Genomic DNA, 21883 nt, shown 5'->3' with positions numbered 1-21883 from the left:
GTGTGACCTTATGCCCGCCGAGCAGCAATACCGCCGATCAGCGATTCGACCGAGGAACCCGCCACAGTGTTCGTATCCTTCTTCCCGCAGCCGAAGCTCTTCTTCACCTCGGCCGCCGTCTGGAGCCTTGCCGCGATCCTGTTCTGGTTCTTCGGTGGTGAGCAACTGGGCGCCTTGGTCGGCCTGCCGCCTGCAGCCGCCGGCGCGCCGCCGATCATCGGCATAGCCGTGCTGTGGTCGAAGCCGTTCCTGTGGTTCTATCTCTATTTCGTTTTCTGCGTGGCCGCCTTCTACGCGTTCTGGGCCTGGTATTCGCCGCATCCCTGGCAGAACTGGTCGATCCTGATGACGGCCGTCATCCTGTTCTTCATCTATTTCAACGTGCAGGTCAGCGTCGCCGTCAACGCCTGGTACGGTCCGTTCTTCGACTATGTGCAGGGCCTCATGTCGGGCACGGGAAAGTCGACCGACAGCGAGTTCTACCTCGGATTGGCCGACTTCTCGTGGCTGGCGCTGGTCGGCATGAATGTGCAGGTGGTCAACGCTTTCATCGTCAGTCACTGGATCTTCCGCTGGCGCACGGCGATGAACGACTATTTCGTGGCGAACTGGGGCCGGCTGCGGCATATCGAAGGTGCCTCGCAGCGTATCCAGGAAGACACCATGCGCTTCTCGCAGATCATGGAGGATCTGGGTTCCAGCTTCGTCCAGTCGATCATGACGCTGATCGCCTTCCTGCCGGTCATGATCCAGCTGCAGGCCCATATCACCGAGTTGCCGATTGTCGGAGCGGTCCCTCAGCCGCTGGTTGTCGCAGCGCTTGCCTGGTGTCTGTTCGGCACGATTTCGGTGATGGTTGCGGGCCTGAAGCTGCCGGGATTGCAGTTCCGCAACCAGCGCGTCGAGGCGGCCTATCGCAAGGAACTGGTCTACGGTGAGGATCATGCCGACAGGGCACAGCCGGCGACCACCGCCGAGCTCTTCGCCAATGTCCGTCAAAACTACTTCAGGCTCTATTTCCACTACATCTATTTCAATGTCGTCCGTTACACCTACCTGCAGGCCGACAACATCTTCTCGCTGCTGATCCTCGGCCCCTCGCTGGTGGCGCACAAGATCACCTTCGGCGCGCTGAACCAGATCTCGAACGCCTTCGGCAAGGTCACGGGATCGCTGCAGTTCCTGCTCACCTCATGGTCGACCATCGTCGAACTGCAGTCAGTGCATAAGCGCCTGCGCGCCTTCGAGGCGACGCTGCAGGGCGAGCCGCTGCCGGATATCGACCAGCGCTATCTGGCAAGGCAAAGCGCGGAGGATCCCGCCTGACAGTTCGGGCAGGGCGCGAGACGGCTCAGCCGCCGACCGTTGCCTGCCGCTCGCCCGCGCGCTGGCGCCCGACATAATCGCGAAAACTGATGCATTCGACCTGCCGCATGACGCAGACTTCGCCGGCAAAGCGCTCCAGCGCGTCCCAGTAGGCGCCGCCGTTCATCTGAGTGAAATGGAAGCCGAGCTCCAGCGGGATGCGCTTGCCCTGGTACTGCTTGTCGAAGGCGGCGCGGAAGGCGCGGTAGCTCCGCTCCGTGAACTCCGCCGCCATGCCCGGCTTCTCGAAGCCACCGGAATGGCGGACATAGAGATTGTAGTCCATCGCGATTACCGGCCTCGACTTCGGCCCTTCCGGAATCTGCGGCAGCGAAAAGCGCGTGATGCCGCCTCTCTCCGGCGGCAGGGCAGGGCCTTTCGAGACGCCGCTGGCGTCATACTCAAAGCCCGCCTGCGGCAGCGCCTCGTAAAGCGCCTTGTTCGCCGACAAGTACGGCGCGCGAAAACCGGTCACGGCATGTCGTGCTAAATCATGCCAGCTGGCCGGCTCCGGCGCGATGCCGTTGATCGAATAGGCGTTTTCCAGAATGTGCTTGAAGGCGGCGAATTCGGCGAGCCAGTCGGCCTTGCTCCAGTCCTTGCCGTCGAAATGGCCGCAGCCATGGCTGGCGATGTCATGGCCTTCCGAGGCGGCCAGGTTGATCTGCGCCAGCCGCTCCGCCACCTCCTGTTTCGAGGCGGCAAAGCCGATGTTCGATTTGCCGGCGCTCTTTCCCGGCCCCGTGTAGTCCTTGCGCGTTTCCGGCGACAGCAGGAAGACGCAGGAGACAAAATAGGTGAAATGCGCGCCGGTGCGTTCGGCCAAGGCGCGGCTGCGCCGCCATTGCGAGATTTCGCGGGCGCTGTCGAAGGAGATGATGACGATCTGCTTCGGCTTGGGCGGCGGCGCCGGCGGGTCGGCGAGCGCCGGGCCGGCGAGGGCGAGGGCGACAAGACTGGACGCAGCAACGGGGAATGGACGGGGCATCGGCAAGGGTCTGGGCATTGGGACGGTCGGCGACCGGCTAGCGGCGAAATGTGGCGTGGGTGCGGTCGGCGGGCGGGGCGCTCCTTGCGGGGTCCGATCCTCTATCCGCCGATTTTCCGGGCGGCCCCCTTCCATGCCGACAAAATTTCGCTAAAACGCGGGCTCAAGAAGCGCCCCGTGCGGGGCAGCAATGGTTTTGATTGATGTCCGACGACAGTTTTATCCGCGAAGTCAACGAAGAGATTCGTCGCGAACAGGCGCAGGCGCTGTGGGACCGTTTTGGTCCGGCGCTGCTTGGCCTTGCCATCCTGATCGTGCTCGGCACCGCCGCCGTCGTCGGCTACCGCTATTGGGACGAGAGCCGCGCCAACCGCTCGGGCGACGCTTTCTCGCAGGCGCTGAAGCTTGCCAACGACGGCAAGAGCGACGAGGCGCTCACCGCCCTCGATCAGCTCCAGAAGGACGGCTACGGCGCCTATCCGCTGCTCGCCCGCATGCGTGCCGCGACGGTCAAGGCCGACAAGGGCGACGTCGCCGCCGCCGTCAAGGATTTCGACGACGTCGCGGCCGACAACGCCATCCCGCAGGGCATCCGCGACATGGCGCGGCTGAGGGCAGCGCTGCTGCTCGTCGACAGCGGCTCCTTCGCAGACGTGTCCAGCCGTGTCGAGGCGCTCACCGCCGACACCAACACGCTGCGCCACACCGCGCGCGAGGCACTCGGCCTTGCCGCCTGGAAGGAAGGCAAGACGGCGGACGCGCTCAAACTGTTCGACCAGATCGCTTCGGATGACGGCGCCCCGCGCAATGCGCGCCAGCGGGCGACCTTGATGTCCGAACTGATCCGCGGGTCGGGCAACGCGTCGTGACCCCGGATGGGCTTCAAAGTCGCCATCATCGGCCGGCCTAACGTCGGCAAATCGACTCTTTTCAATCGGCTGGTCGGAAAGAAGCTGGCGCTCGTCGACGATACGCCGGGCGTCACCCGCGATCGCCGTGTCCACGCCGCCAAGCTCTACGATCTTTTCTTCGACGTCATCGACACCGCCGGCTTCGAGGACGCCGCCGCCTCGACGCTGCCCGGTCGCATGCGCCAGCAGACCGAGATCGCGATCCGCGAGGCGGACCTGATCTTCTTCACCATCGACGCCAAGTCCGGCCTGCTGCCCGACGACCGCACCTTTGCCGAGGTCGTGCGCAAGTCCGGCAAGCCGGTGGTACTGGTCGCCAACAAGGCGGAGGCGCGCGGTGCGCAAGGCGGCATGCTGGAGGCCTGGGAACTCGGCCTCGGCGAGCCGATCCCGGTCTCGGCCGAGCACGGCCAGGGCATGCCCGACCTGCGCGACGCGGTGATCGCGGCGCTCGGCGAGGAACGTGCCTTCGGCGAGGACGAGGAGGACGATGCGGAGATCGCCGCCAGCGAGGTGCTGATCGGCGAGGACATCACCGACCCCGATGCCGAGCCCGCCTATGACGACACCAAGCCGATGCGCATTGCCGTCGTCGGCCGCCCGAACGCCGGCAAGTCGACGCTGATCAACGCGCTGATCGGCGAGGAGCGCCTACTGACCGGACCGGAAGCCGGCATCACCCGCGATTCGATCTCGGTCGACTGGGACTGGCGCGGCCGCCGCATGAAGCTGTTCGACACCGCCGGCATGCGGCGCAAGGCCAAGGTCCAGGAGAAGCTCGAGAAGCTCTCGGTGCAGGACGGCCTGCGCGCCATCCGCTTCGCCGAGATCGTCATCATCGTGCTCGATGCCACCATCCCGTTCGAGAAGCAGGACCTGCAGATCGCCGACCTGATCGTCCGCGAAGGCCGCGCGCCGGTCATCGCCTTCAACAAGTGGGACCTGATCGACAATCCGCAGGAACTGCTGGCGGAACTGCGCGAAAAGACCGAGCGGCTCTTGCCGCAGGTGCGCGGCATCCAGGCGGTGACGGTGTCGGCCGAGACCGGGCGCGGCCTCGACAAATTGATGGATAGCGTCATCAAGACGCACAAGGTCTGGAACAGCCGCGTCTCGACTGGCAAGCTCAACCGCTGGCTGGAAGGCATCCTCGCGCATCACCCGCCGCCCGCCGTCGCCGGCCGCCGGCTGAAGATCAAATATGTCACCCAGGCCAAGACCCGCCCACCGGGCTTCGTCGTCTCCTGCTCGCGGCCGGACGCGATGCCGCAATCCTACGTCCGCTATCTCTCGAACAGCCTGCGCGAAGCCTTCGACATGCCCGGCGTGCCGATCCGCATGGCGCTGCGCACCTCGGACAACCCGTTTGCGGGCAGGGCGAAGAAGCGCTGAGGCTTTGGAGTCGGCAGCGCGTCCCTTCGGACGGGCGGAGCGAGGAGCGAAGCGACGCGGCGCAGCCCCGAGGATCCATGCCGTAATTTAGACGCGCTGCTACGGTGCAGAGTTCTACGCCGTTGCACACCTCGGTCGATGGAGCGGCGTGGATCCCAGGGTCTACGCTCCGCTTCGCGTCGCTGCGCCCTAGATGACGAAGCCGATAGGCTTCGGCCAAGAAGCTAAGCGACTTTCAGCAGGTTCTCTTTCGTCTCGGCGCTTTCGGGCAGCGCCTCCACTGCCGCCTGCAGCAGTATCTCCGCCAGCCGCGCCGCGACCGGGTCGAGCTCTGCGTCCTTCTGGTGCAGCACCAGCGCCATCTTCGGCAGGGCAGGGAGCCCGAGCGTCCCGGACGCCATCGCCCTGACGTTGGCGGGCAGGCCGATATCGGTGCGGATCGTCAGCCCGAGACCGGCCGCCACCGCCGCCCAGATGCCGCCGAGACTGGGACTGGAGAAGGCCATCCGCCAGGACAGGCCGGCGCGGTCGAGCGTTTCGGTCGCCACCGTGCGCAGCAGGCAGGGCGCCTCCAGCGCCACCAGCGGCAGGGCCTCGCCGCCGCGCGAGCCAAGCTCGATCGGCTTTGCCGGCCCGACCCAGCGCATCTGCACGTCGGCGACGTGCCGGCTGTAGGGCAGGCTCGCGCCATTGTGCCAGGCGAGCGCAATGTCGAGGCTGCCCTGGGTGATCCGCTCGGCAAGCTCGTGGCTGCGCGCGATCCGCGCCTCGATTCTGACCTTGGGATGGGCGCGCGCGAAGCGGCCGAGCACTTCCGGCAGCACCGCCTCGCCGAAATCCTCCTGCAGTCCGAGCCGCACCCAGCCTTCCAGCTCGACGTCGTGAATGGCGGCGGCCGCCTCGTCGTTGAGTTCGAGCAGCCGGCGTGCATAGCCGAGCATGGCCTCGCCGGCCTCGGTCAGCGCCAGCCCGCGCCCGGACTTGCGGAAGATCGGCGTCGCCGCCTGTTCTTCCAGCTTTTTCAGCTGTGCGCTGACGGCCGAGGTCGAGCGGCCGAGCCTCTCGGCCGCCTTGGCGAAGCTGCCCAGCTCCATGCCGGTGACGAAGGTCCTGAGAACGTCGAGGTCGAATGTAACGCGTCGCATGAGTATTGTCCCGAATTTCAGGATCGTTTGTCAAAAACTTCCTGATTTTATGGATGAAGCTATGGCGCTACATCATGCTCGTCAAGCCGGTCAGCCGGCCGCCACGGGAATGGAACCATGTCCGTCATCGTCACACGCACCGATTGTCCGCCGCCTGCCAAAGCCGTTTCCGGTACTGCCGGCCGAACCTTCGGACCCAACCATCGCTGGAAGGTGCTGGGCATCGGCGTCGCCGCCAATGCCGGGTTCTCGGCGACCTTCTCAGGCGTGCCGGCCACCGCGGTGGTGATGCGCCAGGGATATCAGCTCGACAATGCCTCGCTCGGCCTCGCGCTCGGGCTTCTTGGCCTCGGCGTCGCGCTCAGCGAACTGCCCTGGGGCGTGCTCACCGATCGCTGGGGCGACCGCCGCGTGCTGTTGACCGGGCTCGGCGCGACGGCGGCATGGCTGTTCGTCATGGCGATGCTCGTCGTGCCGACAAAGGGTGCCATCCCCGGCGCCAGTCTGCTCTCGGCAAGCCTGCTCGTCGCCGGCCTGCTCGGCGGCAGCGTCAACGGCTCCAGCGGCCGCGCCATCATGGGATGGTTCCGCGAGGGCGAGCGCGGTTTCGCCATGAGCATCAGGCAGACGGCGGTGCCGCTCGGCGGCGGCATCGGCGCGCTCGTCCTACCCTCGCTTGCCCTGGGCTTCGGCTTTGCCGCCGTCTTCGGCCTGCTGGCGGCCGTTTCCGCCCTCTCGGCCGTCCTTGCCTGGAGCTGGCTGCACGAACCGCCGGCGGAAGGAGGCGGTCATGTCGCCGCGACGGCCGGTCCGGCGCCGCTGCGCAATCTCGAGGTCTGGCGCATCTCGAGCGCCATCGGCCTGCTTTGCTTCCCGCAGGTGGCGGTGCTCACTTTCGCCTCGGTGTTCCTGCACGATTTCGTAGGGCTGGGGACATTGGCGACCAGCGCGAGCCTCGCCGCCGTGCAGACCGGCGCCATGGTCATGCGCGTCTGGAGCGGCCACTTCACCGACCGTCACGGCAACCGCCGTCCGTTCCTCAGGCTGTGCAGCGCGCTGAGCGCGCTGGCCTTCGCCGTGCTCTGGCTGCTGGTCGTCAGGGCCGCAGGCCGGCCGGCCCTCATGGCGGCGCTTCCCGTCATGCTGGTCGTCGCAGGCATCGCGGTCTCCGCCTGGCACGGCGTCGCCTACACCGAGCTTGCCACGCTTGCCGGCCCCGGCCATGTCGGCACCGCGCTCAGCCTCGCCAACAGCTTCGTCTTCGTCGGCTTCTGCCTGGTGCCAATCGCCATTCCCGGACTCCTGCACTTCTGGGCATGGCCCGGCGTCTGGCTGGCGGCGGCCGGCTGCGCGCTGATCGCCTGGCCGATCTTCCTGCGGCCAGCCTGATTCCGGGCGGCGGAGGCCGTCCCGATTCAGGCCAACATCAAAAAAACACGATCGACGGCGTTAACGCCCCATCAAGGTTAATGCATCATTTTGGCTCTCCAGAGGGTCAGTTGCGTTTCTGGAGAGTTCCGTGCATCGACGTGTCTTGAAGCGGCTGGTCGCCGCCGCCGGTGAGAGAAAACGTTCCTTCCTGTCTCCGTTCGTTATTGGCCTTGGCATCTGGGTCGGCTTTCCGTCGGTCGTCGCCTATCAGGACATGACCAGCCTCGTTTCCGGCCTTGAGACGTCGAACGCCCGCTGGAACGCCTATGTCGAAAAGTCCGTCGCGGGCTCGGTCCACAACGCCGAGATGCCGTTCGTCGATTCCACCTCCACCGGCTCGATCTCCGGCTCCGGCGTGCAACTGCCGGGCGTCGGCACGGTCGCCTTTCGCGGCAAGGGCAATGTGGCGGGCACGACGCCGGACGAGGACCGCATCGTGCGCGCCGACAAGAAGGGCCGCATCGTCCAGGTCTCGCCGGTGGCGCCACCAAAGGCCTTCAACGCCGGCTCAATCTTCGAACGCACATCCTCGCTGCTTCGCCCGAGCATGGACAGCGGCCTGAAGCTCGCCTTCGCCAAGCCCGGCATCAAGGGCAAGGAGATCCAGATCGCCCAGGCGTTCCACATCCGCGAGGACAAGAAGCCGGATTCCGGCGTGCCGGCCATGCTGGCGGCGCTCGTCAACAACGACAAGCCGGACGTGCTGGCCACCGCCTATGCCCAGGCCGAGCCCGACTATGCCAAGGCCTCGCCGTTCGAGGCGCTGCTGCAGGACGAGGAGCCGAACAGCGGCCGCTTCATCCCGCCGATGGCCAAGGGCGATCACTGGTGGATCCAGAACCCGCTGCCGGCCAGCGTCTTCTCCAAGCCGGAGCAGGCGTGCCTTGCCAACGGCATCTATTTCGAGGCGCGCAGCGAATCCGTGCGCGGCCAGGCCGCCGTCGCCCAGGTGATCCTCAACCGCGTGCGCAACCCGGCCTATCCGAAGTCGATCTGCGGCGTCGTCTACCAGAACGACAACTGGCTGAACCGCTGCCAGTTCTCCTTCGCCTGCGACGGCCGCAAGAAGCGCGTCACCGATCCCGCCGCCTACAAGACCGCGCAGGACGTCGCCATGGCGGTGACAGCCGGCAAGATCTTCATTCCGGAAGTCGGCTCGTCGACCCACTACTATGCCAATTACGTGCATCCGGGCTGGGCGCGCACGATGAAGCGAATGACCAAGATCGGCCTGCATATCTTCTACCGCACCTATGGTGGCGGCTGGAGCTGAGGCTGTTTCGCCGGGATCGTCCGGGTGGTCCGGATGGCTCCGAACGCCGGCAGCCGGGGAGCCTTGGTTGCAAGGATTCGCCGGGCGCTTGCCCCGAACCGCGACGGGCACGATGTCGCACCTCTTTAAGCTGTTGATTTCAAAATAAAAAATACATGGGTTTGAAGTTCGGCCCGTGGCTTGACGGGCGCGGACCCTCTAACTATGTTGCCGGCGACTTTAGAAGCGGACGGACGCTAGCGGTCTGACCGGGCAGGGGGGTTGCGATGGCCGACACGAACGGGCCAGACGGAACCGGAGAAACCGGCCGCGGCAAGCAGCGCGAAGCCGACATCCGCGACGACGATCTTGAGCGCCGCCGGCGTGATCTTGAAGCATCGCTTGCGACAAGGCGGCCGGACCGGCTCGAGGGGAAAGACGACGCGAAAGCAGTGACCGGATACGGTCAGGCACTCAAGCTGTCCAGCGAGTTCATCGCAGGCATAGTGGTCGGTGTCGCGATCGGCTGGATCATCGACCGGCTGGCGGGAATATCGCCATGGGGTCTGATCGTCGGCCTGCTGCTGGGATTTGGCGCCGGCGTCCTCAATGTCCTGCGTTCGGCGGGGCTGGTGGCGCAATTCGGACAGGGCGGCAAGCCGCGCGATCCGGAGGAATGAAGTGGCGCCGTCATGGCGCTGGGTAAGACACTGAAGCCGCGTGCGGCTTTGACGGGGATGTAAATGGCTGCTGACAAGGTCGATCCGATCCACCAGTTCCATATCGTCAAGCTGATTCCGATCAACATCGGCGGCTACGACCTGTCCTTCACCAATTCCGCCTTGTTCATGGTCGCGACGGTCGCCGTCGCATCGGCCTTCCTCTACCTCACCACTGCCAGCCGCAGCCTGGTTCCGGGCCGCCTGCAGTCGGTCTCGGAAATGGCCTACGAGTTCGTTTCCAACATGCTGCGGGATTCGGCCGGAACGCAGGGACTGAAGTTCTTCCCCTTCGTCTTTTCGCTGTTCATGTTCGTGCTGGTCGCCAACCTGCTCGGCCTGTTCCCCTATTTCTTCACCGTCACCAGCCACATCATCGTCACCTTCGGCCTCGCCGCGCTGGTCATCGGAACCGTCGTCGTCTACGGCTTCGGCAAGCATGGCCTCGGCTTCCTCAAGCTGTTCGTGCCGCATGGCGTGCCGGTCTTCCTGCTGCCGCTGGTGGTGCTGATCGAGGTGATCTCCTTCGTGTCGCGCCCCGTCAGCCTCTCGGTTCGTCTGTTCGCCAACATGCTGGCCGGCCACATCACGCTGAAAGTGTTCTCCGGCTTCGTCGTCAGCCTGAGCGCGCTGGGCGCCGTCGGCATCGCCGGCTCGGTGCTGCCGCTTGCCATGGCCGTCGCGCTGACGGCGTTGGAACTGCTGGTCGCCTTCCTGCAGGCCTACGTGTTTGCCGTGCTCACCTGCATGTATCTGAACGACGCCCTGCATCCCGGGCACTGATTACAAGTTTCCGGCATTCGTCGCCGGATGGAATTGCAACGGAATTACAGATCCAAAGGAGTTTGAAATGGACGCAGAAGCAGCAAAGTACATCGGCGCCGGCATCGCTTGCCTGGGCATGGGTGGCGCGGGCATCGGCCTCGGCAACATCTTCGGCAGCTACCTGGCGGGCGCGCTGCGCAACCCGTCGGCTGCTGATGGCCAGTTCGGCCGCCTGATCTTCGGCTTCGCCGTGACCGAAGCTCTGGGCATCTTCTCCCTTCTCATCGCGCTTCTGGCCCTGTTCGGCTGAGCACTGGGAAGATTGGACAGGCAGGCCGCGATCAGCGGCTGGCCTGATATCAGGGGATAGTCCATGTTCGTGACATCTGCCTTTGCAGAAGAGTCAGCGCCGGCCGCCGAAGGCGCCGCCGGTGCGGGAGCCGAAACGCATGCCGGCACCGAGGTGCCCGGCGAGGCGCACGGCACGTTCCCGCCATTCGATCCGGCGACGTTCCCGTCGCAGTTGCTGTGGCTGGCGATCACCTTCGGGCTGTTCTACCTGTTCCTGAAGCGGGTGGTGATGCCGCGCCTTGGTGGCATCATCGACGTCCGCAACGACCGCATCACGCAGGACCTCGACCATGCCGCCCGGCTGAAGGGCGAGGCTGACGCCGCCGTTGCTGCTTACGAGCAGGAACTGGCCGAAGCCAAGTCGAGAGCCAATGCGATCGGCCAGCAGGCCGGCGATGCCGCCAAGGCCGAGGCCGAGGCCGTCCGCAAGAAGGTCGAGGCGGAGCTCGACAAGAAGCTCGGCGCGGCCGAGGCCAGCATCGCGTCGATCAAGGCTAACGCCATGAAGGAAGTCGGCACCATCGCCGAGGACACCGCTTCGGCCATCGTCGAGGCGCTTGTCGGCGGCAAGGCCAGCAAGGCCGAGATCGCGGCCGCGGTCAAATCCGTGGCCCGGTGAGGAGCGCATCATGGACGCTACATCTCTCGCAACGCTCTGGGCCACGATCGCCCTGATCATCTTCCTCGGCGTTGCCGTCTACATCAAGGTGCCCGGCCTGATCGCCAAGGGCCTGGACGCCCGCGCCGCCAAGATCAGCAACGAGCTTGAAGAAGCCCGCCGGCTGCGCGAAGAGGCCCAGCAGCTGCTCGGCCAGTACCAGAAGAAGCGCAAGGAAGCCGAGCAGGAGGCCGCCGACATCGTCGCCGCCGCCAAGCGCGAGGCCGAACTGCTCGCCGCCGAGGCGCACAAGAAGACCGAGGACTACGTGACGCGCCGCACCGCGCTCGCCGAGCAGAAGATCGGCCAGGCCGAGCGCGAGGCAGTTGCGGAAGTGCGTGCCAGCGCCGTCGACGTCGCCGTCGAGGCCGCCCGCGCGCTGCTTGCCGCCAAGGTCGACGCCAAGGCCGGCGCGGACTTCTTCAAGTCGGCGCTGCAGGAAGTGAAGGCCAAGCTGAACTAGGCTGGTATGTCCTATCTAGCATGAAGCCGCCTGGGGCAATCCGGCGGCTTTTTGTTTGAGCGGAGATAATCTCCCCCCTTGAGGGGGAGATGTCGCCAAAGGCGACAGAGGGGGTCGGTTCGACTGGGCGCGACGTTCTTGCGGACGACAGATGGCGTTGGAGCTTCACGCGAAGCGACCCCCTCTGCCTGCCGGCCATCTCCCCCTCAAGGGGGGAGATTACGCGCACCTTCGCCGCCGCTCACTCCAGTCCTACAAAGCTCTCTTCTTCCACCACCTCGACGCCGCCCAAGCGAAACGGCGCGAATGACGCCCGGTGCAACCTTGCCACCGGGCCGTGCGCTTCGATCGCGGTGCGGTGGCGGGCCGTTGCATAGCCCATATGCACCTCGAAGCCGTAGCGCTCGTGGTGACCGCCGCAGCCGCACATCATGCGGTCGCGCATCACCTTGGCGACGATCGAGGCGGCGGCGATCGACTGCGAGCGCTGGTCGCCCTTGATCAGCGCGCGTCCTTCGCAAGCAAGACCGGGCGGCACGTCGCGGCCGTCGGCCAGCGCCAGCTTCGGCCGCAGCGACAGGCCGGCGACGGCACGGCGCATCGCTTCGAGGCTGGCTTTCAATATGTTGCTGCCATCGATGCCTTCGGCGCTGATCGAGGCCATCGACACGCCGAGCGCCGAGCCCAGAATCCTGGCGAACAGCGCTTCACGCTGCAGATGGGTGAGGCGCTTGGAATCGTCGAGCCCCTCGGGAATGTTGGCGGGGTTGAGCACCACCGCCGCCGCGACGACCGGACCGGCGAGCGGTCCGCGCCCGGCCTCGTCCATTCCCGCCACCGGCCACAATCCGTCGGCCATCGCCTTCGTCTCGATGGAGAAATCGGGTTTCTCGACGATTTCGAAGAGAAGCGGAGAATCGGAACGCGCGCGAGCCATGGTGCGGCGAGGTTCGCATCGGCTCCGATTCTCCGCAAGTCCCTCCGGGTCGGGTGGGGCGCGGACCGGGAGGGCACCGTCTCAAGGCCGGGGGACAGGCCGGACGGGATTCTTCTCGCGCCAGCCGGCGAGGGCCGGCGCGAGACCTTCAAAGCAGCATCAACTGCTCGGTGGCGTTGGCTGCGGCGACGAACTGGTCGGTCCTGAGCTGCCGCCGCTCGGCGTTGAGCCCGAGCCGCTTGGCGGTGATCTCGAAACGGCGGCCGATCTGCCAGGCATAGGGTCCGGCGCCCTTCATGCGCTTGCCCCATTCCGAATCGTAGTCCTTGCCGTCGCGCATCGAACGGATCAGCGACATCACGTGCCGGTAGCGGTCCGGATAATGGCGCAGCAGCCAGTCCTTGAAGATCGGCGCCACCTCCAGCGGCAGCCGCAGCACGACATAGCCTGCTTCGCGCGCGCCGGCGGCGCGTGCCGAATCGAGGATGCGCTCCATCTCCGGATCGGTCAGGCCGGGGATGATCGGCGCGACCATGACGGAGGCCGGAATGCCGGCGTCGGAGAGCTGCCGGATCGCCTCCAGCCGCTTGGTCGGCGTCGACGCGCGCGGTTCCATGGTTCTCGCCAGCATGCGGTCGAGCGTCGTCACCGACAGCGCCACCTTGGCAAGTCCGCGTTCGGCCATGCGCGACAGGATGTCGATGTCGCGCGTCACCAGCGCCGACTTGGTGACGATGCCGACCGGATGGCCGCGCGCCTCCAGCACTTCGAGGATCTCGCGCATGATCCGGTACTGCTTCTCGATCGGCTGGTAGGGATCGGTGTTGGTGCCGATGGCGATGGTGCGCGGCTGGTAGCCGGGCTTCGACAGTTCCTTGTCGAGCATGCGCGCCGCATCAGGCTTGGCGAACAGCTTCGATTCGAAATCGAGTCCCGGCGACAGGCCCATGAAGGAATGCGTCGGCCTGGCGAAGCAGTAGACGCAGCCATGCTCGCAGCCGCGATAGGGGTTGATCGAGCGATCGAACGAGATGTCGGGCGACTCGTTGCGCGTGATGATGGTGCGCGGCCTCTCGACCTGCACCTCGGTCTTGAATGGCGGCAGTTCCTCCAGCGAATTCCAGCCATCGTCGAACACATGCCGGCTGACCGGCTCGAAGCGGCCGGACGGATTGATGCCGGCGGAACGGCCGCGATTGCGGTCGGGCCGCACGCGCATGCCGCTCTGCTCGATCATCGCATTCGCCATCTCGGCTCTCCCGGCTCCGAAGGCTGCAATGTCGGCACGCACGATCTGTTCCATTTTCGCCCTCTCCCAAGGACTGTCCGCAGGCTGTCGAATCGCTCTGTTCATGAAACTATTCCTATTTTCTTGATGAGAACAAAGCAAGAACTTTTTGTGCCGTGATGCAAAAACTGGCGCATGGCGCGGCTTTCCGCTATTCGGCTGGCAATGCTCAGCGTTCTCATCGAAACCCTGAATGACGAAGAGGGCCTTGCCCGCACGCTCGCCTCGCTGATCGGCGGCGCGGTCGAAGGCGTGGTGCGCGACGTCGTCGTCTGTGACACCGGCTCGACCGACCAGACGCACCGCGTTGCCGATCATGCCGGCTGCCACTATGTCGCAGGCGGCATCGCCGCCGGTATCCGGCAGGCAAAGGGCGACTGGCTGCTGTTGCTGGAGCCCGGCGCGCGGCTGGCGGACGGCTGGATCGACGAGGTCGTGGCCCACACGGCGAGGGCCACCATGCCGGCGCGTTTTTCGCGCGCGCGCGGCAGCCGCGCGCCGTTCCTGGCCAGGGTCTTTTCCGGCAACCGAGCGCTGGCCGAGGGGCTGGTCATCAGCAAGCGCCAGGCCACGGCGCTCGCGAAAAGCGCCCGCAGCGCCGAAGCTATCGCGCGCGGCCTGGCAACGAAAAGACTCGACGCGGAGATCTGGGTCGCGCCGCCGAAGTGATTCTTCCCGCGTTTTTGGGGGAGAAGGGGCGCCGACAAGAACCTTGCCTCGCTCGGCAAGTACCATTTCGATCTCGACGACTGGCGGATGCTGAAATTCTTCTTCTACCTGAAGCCCTGCGATGCCGGCACCGGCCCGCATGTCTATGTGCGCGGCAGCCACAAACGCCGCAGCCTAAAGCACCAACTTACGCTGCTTGTCGAGCATCCGGCGGATGAGGTGCTGAAGTTCTACGGCGACGACAGCCCGGTCACGCTCACGGGTGAAGCAGGGCTCGGCTTCGTCGAGGATCCGTTCGGCTTCGACATGGGCACGGTGCCTTCGCGCACGCCGCGGCTGATGATGGAAGTCGGCTTCGGCGTCTCGCGCCCCTCGCGCCGGCGCTTCCACGGCGAGCCGGTCATCCGCTGAAGCGGCGACGCCGTCAGGCGATCACCCGGCCTTGCCGCGTTTCAGGTGTTCGTCCAGGCGCGGCATGATCTCGACGAAGTTGCAGGGCATGTGACGGTAGTCGAGCTGCGCCTTGATGATGCCGTCCCAGGCGTCCTTGCAGGCGCCGGGCGAGCCGGGCAGCACGAAGACGAAGGTGGCGTTGACGACGCCGCCGGTCGCCCGGCTCTGGATCGTCGAGGTGCCGATCTTGTCGTACGAGATGCGGTGGAACACTTCGGAAAAGCCGTCCATGCGCTTTTCGAAGATCGGCTCCAGCGCTTCCGGCGTCACGTCGCGGCCGGTGAAGCCGGTGCCGCCCGTGGTGATGACGACATCGACGCCTTCGTCCTTCGACCAGCCGAGCACCTTGTCGCGGATATTCTCCCGGTCGTCGGTGACGATGTCGCGCGCGGCGAGGATGTGGCCGGCCTCCGCGATGCGGTCGGCCAGCGTCTGCCCGGATTTGTCGTCGGCGAGGCTGCGCGTGTCCGAAACCGTCAGCACCGCGATGCGCACGGGGATGAAGGGGCGGCTCTCGTCAATCCTGGCCATGGGCGTCGGCCTCCATGCTTCGCGTCGCGGCGACGAACCAGTCGGGATGGCGGCGCCTTATATCGAGCGCCGCGCGCTTGGCGACATTGCCGGTCTCGAACAGGCCGAAGCAGGTGGCGCCGGAACCCGACATGCGGGCAAAGCCGGCGTCGGCCTTCCTCAGCGCCTTGAGCGCTTCGCCGATCGCCGGCTGGATGGCGCGGGCGGCGGGCTCGAGGTCGTTGCGCGTCGCCTCCAGCCAGTTGCGGATGGTATGGAAATCGAGCTTGCCGGGCAGCGGCGGCAGCGCCTCGTTATCGCGGCTGGCCAGCGCCTTGAAAACCTCCGGCGTGCAAACCGCGATGCCCGGATTGACCAGCACCAGGGCGAGCGCGGGAAAGCCTTCGACCGCGGAAATCTCGTCGCCGACGCCGCGCGCGATCAGCGGCCTTGCCGCCAGGCACATCGGCACATCTGCTCCAAGCGACAGGCCGATCCGCGCCAGCTCGGCGTCGTCGATGTCGAGCCGCCATGTCTGGACCAGCCCGCGCAGCACGGCGGCGGCATCGCTGGAGCCGCCGCCGACGCCGGAGGCGACCGGCAGGTTCTTTTCCAGATTGATGGCAACAGGCGGCGTGGCATGCGATCCCGCTTCGCGGCGCAATGCCTCGCGCGCCTTCACCACCAGATTGCTGTCGTCCGCTGGAACCGCAGGGGCGTATTTGCCTGAGATGGATAACCGGTCGGTCTCGGCCGGCTCGATCTCGACCCGGTCGCCGAAGCGGGTGAAGACGGCGAGGCTTTCGAGCAGATGATAGCCGTCGGCGCGCCTGCCGGTGACATGCAGCGCAAGGTTGATCTTGGCAGGGGCAAGCCACGTGCCGGCTTGCGTCCCGGCATCCAACGCTTCGGTTGCTGACGAGATGGCGTTCAGTCCTTGGCCAGCCGGTATTCGCCGGTCTTCGGGTCCTTGACCAGCGTCCCCATGGTGCCGTTTGCCGCCTGTTTCTCGGTACGCCGGATCTTGGCCGTCACGCGCTCGGCTTCGCGGATGAATGCGCGATAGCCGAAATAGGCGGCGGCGCCGATAACGACGAAGAAAATGATCTGCGGCATCCCAAAACTCCTCCCTCGAATAGGCGGCGAATGCGGCCGGTCGGGTCGGTCAAGCGGGTATGCTAGACGCTTTCACCGCTTTTTCAAAGCCCGAAGCGCGCCCACAGCGCGCGCTCTTCCGCCGCATCGACGACGCCGCTGGCTGCGGCGGCCGCGATGTCGGGCGCCGAAAAGCGCGAGCCGAACAGGCCGAAGCGGCCGAACAGGCCGCGCGGCGCGGTGATCAGCTTCAGCTGGGTCTTCGCCCCGAAGCGGGTCTTCAGAACGCCCCGCATGTCGCCCAGCGCGTCGACGAGGCCGAGCTCGAGACCCTTCTTGGCGGTCCAGAACAGGCCGGTGAACAGGTCAGGATCGTCCTTCAGCCTGGTGCCGCGCCGCTCCTTGACGAGGTCGATGAAGGTCTCATGCACTTCAAGCTGCAGCGCCTTCAGCCGCTCGACATCTTCCTTCTTCTCCGGCTTGAACGGGTCGAGCACCGCCTTGTTCTGGCCGGCGGTGTGGACACGCCGCTCGATGCCGATCTTTTTCATCAGCTCGGGAAAACCGAACGAGGCGGAGACGACGCCGATCGAGCCGACGATCGAGGACGGATCGGCGAAGATCTCGTCGCCGGCGACCGCGATCATGTAACCGCCGGAGGCCGCCACGTCCTCGACGAACACCAGCACCTTCTTGTTCTTCTCCAGCGCGAGGTCGCGGATGCGCTTGAAGATCAGCCGCGACTGCACCGGCGAGCCGCCCGGCGAATTGATGGAGATGGCGACGACGGGCGCATCGAAGGAGAACGCCTTCTCGATGAGGCCGGCGGTGGACGCCAGCGACAGGCTCGGCCGGAACTGGCCGCCGCCGGCCATGATCGTGCCGTGCAGCCGGATGACCGGAACCACGACGACGGTGGAGCGCCAGGACTTCGGCAGCAGGCGGTTCAAGAGGCGTTTCACGAGGTCGGGGTCTCCGGTCACTGAAAAAGAAGCAAGATGAGGCCTCATCCTGCTGTGGGCATGTAGGAGTTCGCCGGCCAACGGCAATGCCGCATGGCCGGCCGATGATCAATCGCCGAACAGCGACGCCAGTCCGTTGTTGATCATCTCGGTCCGCTCGGCTGGCCCGTTGCCTGTCTCGGCGTGCAACATCAGCGGCGGGCGGATCGACAGTTTTCCGCGCGCGCCGAGCGTCGCCCTGACGACGATCCGGATTGCCGCCGCCTCGGGACGGGGGTGGACGGCGAGCATCTCGGTATCGCCGAAGCGGCCCTCGATCGCATCGAGCAGGGCGCCGAGCTGCTCGGGCCTGGCGATGACGGCGAGCCCGCCGCGTGGCTTCGCCACCGCGGCGGCGCTTCTGATCCAGCCTTCGAACAGCCCGTCCTCCATCACATGCGCCTGCTTGCGCAACTGATCCGGCGTGGCGCGGTCCTCAGCGGCGTTGAAGGGCGGGTTCATGATGACGAAGTCGAAACTGTTGTCGGCAAGGCCGGCCTCGCCGCGCGCCTTGCCCGTCAGGGTGACGTCGGCCGTCAGCACCGAGGCGCGGTCGCCGAGATGCGCGTTGCCGGGATGGGCGAGCGTGGCATGCGCGAATCCGGCCATTTCCGGCGAGCGTTCGACCAGAACGACCCGCGCCGCCGGACAGCGCGACAGCACTGCGAGCCCCGCGGCGCCCGCGCCGGCGCCGAAATCGGCCAGCCGTCCGCCAAAGGGCGAGGGCACGGCGGCGGCCAGCATCATGGCGTCCATGCCGGCGCGGTGGCCGGCGGCCCGAGGCTGCACCAGCCAGAAACGCCCGCGATGGAAGGCATCGACCGTATGGGCCGGTGTGTCCGGGACAAGGGCTGCGGGCGACGCGGACGTCATTTCCGGCGGATCTCGTTGGCGATGCCGGCATCGGTCAATATGCGCCGCGCCGCGTCCGCCTTGTCGGCGTCGACCATGACGCGCCGCGGCAGGATGCCGATCGAGCCGTCGAGCACGCTCATGTTCTCATCGGCGACGAAACAGGCAATGCCGGCATCGCGCATCAGCGATTCGACGAAGGAGATGATCACGGCATCGTTGGTACGGATGAGCTCTATCATGGAATGAAAATCGCAGGTTGCGCCGTTCCTGTAAACGTGGGCGTTCACGCCGCCGGCCGCAACCGCGCCAATTCGCCTCTTGCCGTGCCGGTGGATGCCGCCCTAGAGTCTGCTTCGGGACTAGGTGCCGTCGTGCGCTTGGAATAGACGGGAGTGTCTGTGGTGGGTGTCGTTCTCAACATCGAAAACGGGAAGCGGGAACCCGCCTCCATCAAGGATCTGATCGATCTGACGGCCGCCGACATGGGCCGCGTCAACAAGCTGATCCTGTCCAAGGCCGGCTCCGACGTCGAGATGATCCCCGAGGTCGCCAACCATCTGATCTCGTCCGGCGGCAAGCGATTGCGGCCGATGCTGACGCTCGCCGCCGCCCAGATGTTCGGCTATTCCGGCGACGGTCATGTCAAGCTCGCCACTTCGGTCGAGTTCATGCACACCGCGACGCTGCTGCACGACGATGTCGTCGACGAGAGCGGCATGCGCCGCGGCAAAAAGACGGCGCGCATGATCTGGGGCAACCAGGCCAGCGTGCTGGTCGGCGACTTCCTGCTGGGCCAGGCCTTCCGCATGATGGTCGATGTCGGCTCGCTGGAAGCCCTCGACATCCTGTCCAGCGCCGCTTCCATCATCGCCGAGGGCGAGGTGATGCAGCTCGCCGCCGCCAAGAACCTGGAGACCACCGAGGACGAACATTTCGCCGTCATCAAGGCCAAGACCGCGGCGCTGTTCTCGGCCGCCGCCGAGGTCGGCCCGGTCATCGCCCAGGCAACCCGCAACGACCGCGCCGCGCTGCGCTCCTACGGCATGAATCTCGGCCTTGCCTTCCAGCTCATCGACGACGCGCTCGACTATGGCGGCTCCAGCAAGGACCTCGGCAAGAATGTCGGCGACGATTTCCGCGAGGGCAAGGTGACGCTGCCGGTGATCCTCGCCTACAGGCGCGGCACCAAGGCCGAGCGCACCTTCTGGAAGCGCGCCATCGAGGACAATGTCACCGACGACGCCGGGCTCGAAAAGGCCATCGGCCTGATGACCCGCCACGGGGCGATTGCCGACACGATCGGCCGCGCCCGTCATTTCGGCGAGATCGCCAGGGATGCGCTGGCGCCGCTGGAGGCGACGCCGCAGAAATCGGCGCTGATCGACGTCATCGATTTCTGCATCGCCAGGGTGAACTGACAAGCCGCCGGCCGCAGGGCGCCGGAGCCCTCGCGCATCCCCCGAGAAGCTGCCAGAGCCCGCGAATGGGCCGGGCTGTGCAGCGAGGTCGCCGCGAGCATCGTGGCGTCAGGGCATAGATCATGATGTCAGGGTGTAGTTGGCCGCGCGATCTGCTATTATCGTCGGCGGCCATTGTTCGTTAATCGGGTGACCCGATTGTGAATTCGGCCCGGATTGAAGCCTGACCCCAAAAAGGCCATGCTTTGTCGGGAAAAGACCGAGTCTGTGGCGGTCCCATCGACTTGGGGATTGCGTCTGGCTGAAAGGGATACGATGCGGCAAGGACGTGCGCGCTGGCTCGCGGGGCTGGCAATTGTGACGGGCATGGCGATCTCGGCTCTGCCGGCCTACGCCAAGCAAACCACCGAGCCGGTCAAGATCACCTCCTTCTCCGGCGCCTATCTTGCCGCGCGCATTGCAGAAGGCGACAACGATCTCGACAGCGCCATCGCCTATTACAAGCAGGCGCTCGCCTTTGCGCCCGGCGACACGGCGCTGCAGCAGAGCCTGATGCTGTCGCTGATCGCGCAGGGACGCTTCGAGGAATCGCTCGTTTATGCCGACAAGCTCAGGGAAGTGCCCGATGTCGAGCGTTTCTCGCGCCTGGCGCTGGCCGTCGATTCCTTCCACAAGAAGGATTTCTCCAAGGCCGAGTACTGGCTGAAACTGTCGCTCGAATCCGATCTCGACCGGCTGCTGTCCGGCGTCATGAGCGGCTGGGCCACGGAAGGCGCCGGCGAGCCCGCCGATGCCATGGCCGCCATCGACAAACTGCAGGGCCCCGACTGGTTCGGCCTGTTCAAGTCCTTCCACCGCGCGCTGATCGCCGATGCCGCCGGCATGTCCGAAAAGGCCGACCAGATCTACGCGGCGACGCTGCAGGACACCGCCGCCGGCGGTGCCGCGCCGGAGACATGGATGCGCAATGCGCAGGCCTACGCCTCCTTCCTCGCCCGCAAGGGCGACAAGGCCAAGGCGCTTTCGGTGCTCGACCAGGCCGAGGCGTTCGCGCCAGGCAAGCTGGAAATCACCACACTGCGCGAAAAGATCAACAAGGGCGACAAGATCGAGCCCTTCATCACCGGCCCGTCCGACGGCGCCTCCGAGATCCTGCTCGATCTCGCCACCGCGCTCAATCGCGGCGGCGGCGAGCCGTTCGTGCGCCTCTATCTGCAATATGCGCTGGCGCTGAAGCCCGACAGCGATGCCGCCCTGGTGCAACTCGCCGCCGTCGCCGAGCAGCTGAAGGACGGCGAGGGGGCAATCGCGCTCTATCGGCGCATTCCCGATTCCTCGCCCCTGAAGGAGCTTTCCGACCTGCAGCTCGGCCTCAACCTCGCCGATCTCGACCGCCATGACGAGGCGATCGCCCATCTCAAGGCCTTCGTCGACAAGCATCCGGACGATATGCGCGCCTATCTGGCGCTGGGTGGCGTCTACTCCTCCAAGGAGGACTTCCGCTCGGCCGCCAATCTCTACGACAAGGCCGTCGAGGTGCTGAAGACGCCGACCAATGCCAACTGGAACATCTTCTACCAGCGGGGCATCGCCTATGAGCGGCTGAAGGAATGGCCGAAGGCCGAACCGAACTTCCGCAAGGCGCTGGAGCTGTTCCCCGACCAGCCGCAGGTTCTGAACTATCTCGGCTATTCCTGGGTCGACATGAACTTGAACCTCAAGGAAGGCCTGGCGATGATCCAGAAGGCCGTCGACCTCAGGCCAAGCGACGGCTACATCGTCGATTCGCTGGGCTGGGCCTATTTCCGCATGGGCCGTTTCGAGGATGCGGTCCGCGAAATGGAGCGCGCAGTGTCGCTGAAGCCGGAAGACCCGGTCCTGAACGACCATCTCGGCGACGCCTACTGGCGCGTCGGCCGCAAGCTGGAAGCCACCTATCAGTGGAACCAGGCCCGCGACCTGAAGCCGGATCCCGACGTGCTTGCGACCTTGCAGCAGAAGCTGATCAAGGGCCTGCCGCCGATCGAATCCAACACGGCGCAGGAAACCCCGAAGGTCAAGCCCACTACGCCCGCGCCGAAGGGCTGAGCGAGCATGCTTTGAGCGGGGCTCTTCGGAACCCCGCTTCTTTTGAGCTTAGCTTCTCGTCTCACGCAAGCTATCCCAATCGCCGGGCGCTTGGGCGATATTGGAAACGTCGGCGCCGCCCCTCATCCG

General features: G+C 65.9%; 23 protein-coding genes and 1 pseudogene. 14 read left to right on the top strand and 10 right to left on the bottom strand.

Features of this window, described 5'->3' with window-relative positions; all coding sequences use genetic code 11:
- The first annotated feature begins 66 nt into the window (after positions 1-66).
- Positions 67-1326, top strand: a complete 1260-nt coding sequence (sbmA, locus tag PU724_RS07280; RefSeq protein ID WP_354421062.1) for a peptide antibiotic transporter SbmA — start codon at positions 67-69, stop codon at positions 1324-1326.
- 25 nt (positions 1327-1351) lie between these two features.
- Here sbmA and PU724_RS07275 read toward each other — a convergent pair whose 3' ends face one another.
- Positions 1352-2353, bottom strand: a complete 1002-nt coding sequence (locus PU724_RS07275; protein ID WP_354421060.1) for a polysaccharide deacetylase family protein — start codon at positions 2351-2353, stop codon at positions 1352-1354.
- A 203-nt stretch (positions 2354-2556) separates the two neighbouring features.
- Between PU724_RS07275 and PU724_RS07270 the strand changes: the two genes are divergently transcribed.
- Both PU724_RS07270 and der read left to right on the top strand, forming a co-directional pair.
- Entirely contained in the window at positions 2557-3222 is a 666-nt protein-coding gene (locus PU724_RS07270; RefSeq protein WP_127284884.1) for a tetratricopeptide repeat protein, read from the top strand.
- A gap of 6 nt (positions 3223-3228) precedes the next feature.
- Positions 3229-4656, top strand: coding sequence for a ribosome biogenesis GTPase Der (der, locus tag PU724_RS07265; protein ID WP_354421058.1), 1428 nt, complete (start codon positions 3229-3231; stop codon positions 4654-4656).
- Positions 4657-4880: 224 nt separating this feature from the next.
- Here the strand turns inward: der and PU724_RS07260 are convergent, their stop codons facing one another.
- On the bottom strand, positions 4881-5801 hold the full coding sequence (locus PU724_RS07260) for a LysR substrate-binding domain-containing protein (protein ID WP_354421056.1): 921 nt from the start codon (positions 5799-5801) through the stop codon (positions 4881-4883).
- 117 nt (positions 5802-5918) lie between these two features.
- On the opposite strand from PU724_RS07260, the gene PU724_RS07255 reads away from it, so the two are divergent.
- The 7 genes from PU724_RS07255 (at position 5919) to PU724_RS07225 (ending at position 11440) form a co-directional block, all read left to right on the top strand.
- On the top strand, positions 5919-7190 hold the full coding sequence (locus PU724_RS07255) for an MFS transporter (protein ID WP_354421054.1): 1272 nt from the start codon (positions 5919-5921) through the stop codon (positions 7188-7190).
- 130 nt (positions 7191-7320) lie between these two features.
- On the top strand, positions 7321-8505 hold the full coding sequence (locus tag PU724_RS07250; protein ID WP_354421052.1) for a cell wall hydrolase: 1185 nt from the start codon (positions 7321-7323) through the stop codon (positions 8503-8505).
- A gap of 266 nt (positions 8506-8771) precedes the next feature.
- On the top strand, positions 8772-9164 hold the full coding sequence (locus PU724_RS07245) for an AtpZ/AtpI family protein (RefSeq protein WP_354421050.1): 393 nt from the start codon (positions 8772-8774) through the stop codon (positions 9162-9164).
- Between the two features lie 63 nt (positions 9165-9227).
- Positions 9228-9986: a F0F1 ATP synthase subunit A gene (locus PU724_RS07240; protein WP_127284233.1), complete on the top strand. Its 759-nt coding sequence runs from the start codon at positions 9228-9230 to the stop codon at positions 9984-9986.
- Between the two features lie 67 nt (positions 9987-10053).
- Positions 10054-10278, top strand: coding sequence for a F0F1 ATP synthase subunit C (locus PU724_RS07235; protein ID WP_006206606.1), 225 nt, complete (start codon positions 10054-10056; stop codon positions 10276-10278).
- A gap of 63 nt (positions 10279-10341) precedes the next feature.
- On the top strand, positions 10342-10938 hold the full coding sequence (locus PU724_RS07230) for a F0F1 ATP synthase subunit B (RefSeq protein WP_127392822.1): 597 nt from the start codon (positions 10342-10344) through the stop codon (positions 10936-10938).
- A gap of 10 nt (positions 10939-10948) precedes the next feature.
- On the top strand, positions 10949-11440 hold the full coding sequence (locus PU724_RS07225; protein WP_354421044.1) for a F0F1 ATP synthase subunit B: 492 nt from the start codon (positions 10949-10951) through the stop codon (positions 11438-11440).
- A 241-nt stretch (positions 11441-11681) separates the two neighbouring features.
- Here PU724_RS07225 and PU724_RS07220 read toward each other — a convergent pair whose 3' ends face one another.
- Positions 11682-12377, bottom strand: coding sequence for a ribonuclease HII (locus tag PU724_RS07220; RefSeq protein WP_354421042.1), 696 nt, complete (start codon positions 12375-12377; stop codon positions 11682-11684).
- A gap of 148 nt (positions 12378-12525) precedes the next feature.
- Entirely contained in the window at positions 12526-13680 is a 1155-nt protein-coding gene (locus PU724_RS07215) for a PA0069 family radical SAM protein (protein WP_135858543.1), read from the bottom strand.
- Positions 13681-13830: 150 nt separating this feature from the next.
- On the opposite strand from PU724_RS07215, the gene PU724_RS07210 reads away from it, so the two are divergent.
- Both PU724_RS07210 and PU724_RS07205 read left to right on the top strand, forming a co-directional pair.
- Entirely contained in the window at positions 13831-14334 is a 504-nt protein-coding gene (locus PU724_RS07210; protein ID WP_354421040.1) for a glycosyltransferase, read from the top strand.
- Between the two features lie 30 nt (positions 14335-14364).
- A pseudogene (locus tag PU724_RS07205) lies at positions 14365-14745 on the top strand (hypothetical protein); the annotation flags it as partial.
- Positions 14746-14766: 21 nt separating this feature from the next.
- On the opposite strand, the gene moaB reads toward PU724_RS07205, so the two are convergent.
- The 6 genes from moaB to PU724_RS07175 all read right to left on the bottom strand — a co-directional run bounded on the left by moaB (position 14767) and on the right by PU724_RS07175 (position 18487).
- Complete coding sequence (moaB, locus tag PU724_RS07200; protein WP_320320788.1) at positions 14767-15318, bottom strand: molybdenum cofactor biosynthesis protein B; 552 nt, start codon at positions 15316-15318, stop codon at positions 14767-14769.
- A complete protein-coding gene (locus PU724_RS07195) occupies positions 15305-16201 on the bottom strand; it encodes a 4-(cytidine 5'-diphospho)-2-C-methyl-D-erythritol kinase (protein WP_320320787.1) in 897 nt (298 codons plus the stop codon). Before PU724_RS07195 ends, moaB begins: the two co-directional genes overlap by 14 nt.
- Positions 16202-16227: 26 nt before the next feature.
- Complete coding sequence (locus tag PU724_RS07190) at positions 16228-16413, bottom strand: hypothetical protein (protein WP_127284240.1); 186 nt, start codon at positions 16411-16413, stop codon at positions 16228-16230.
- Between the two features lie 83 nt (positions 16414-16496).
- Positions 16497-17354, bottom strand: coding sequence for a S49 family peptidase (locus PU724_RS07185; protein ID WP_128347012.1), 858 nt, complete (start codon positions 17352-17354; stop codon positions 16497-16499).
- Positions 17355-17462: 108 nt separating this feature from the next.
- Positions 17463-18266 carry a tRNA1(Val) (adenine(37)-N6)-methyltransferase gene (locus tag PU724_RS07180; RefSeq protein WP_292173603.1) on the bottom strand — a complete coding sequence of 268 codons (804 nt, stop codon included), beginning with the start codon at positions 18264-18266 and terminating at the stop codon, positions 17463-17465.
- Positions 18263-18487: a putative signal transducing protein gene (locus PU724_RS07175; RefSeq protein WP_127259063.1), complete on the bottom strand. Its 225-nt coding sequence runs from the start codon at positions 18485-18487 to the stop codon at positions 18263-18265. Before PU724_RS07175 ends, PU724_RS07180 begins: the two co-directional genes overlap by 4 nt.
- A gap of 162 nt (positions 18488-18649) precedes the next feature.
- Between PU724_RS07175 and PU724_RS07170 the strand changes: the two genes are divergently transcribed.
- Entirely contained in the window at positions 18650-19666 is a 1017-nt protein-coding gene (locus tag PU724_RS07170; RefSeq protein ID WP_127284243.1) for a polyprenyl synthetase family protein, read from the top strand.
- Between the two features lie 315 nt (positions 19667-19981).
- Positions 19982-21754 carry a tetratricopeptide repeat protein gene (locus PU724_RS07165; RefSeq protein ID WP_354421036.1) on the top strand — a complete coding sequence of 591 codons (1773 nt, stop codon included), beginning with the start codon at positions 19982-19984 and terminating at the stop codon, positions 21752-21754.
- The last annotated feature ends 129 nt before the right edge of the window (positions 21755-21883 follow it).

This window comes from Mesorhizobium abyssinicae (genome assembly GCF_049887195.1).
Lineage (GTDB): Bacteria > Pseudomonadota > Alphaproteobacteria > Rhizobiales > Rhizobiaceae > Mesorhizobium > Mesorhizobium abyssinicae.
This window is presented reverse-complemented; position numbering and strand designations above follow the sequence as displayed.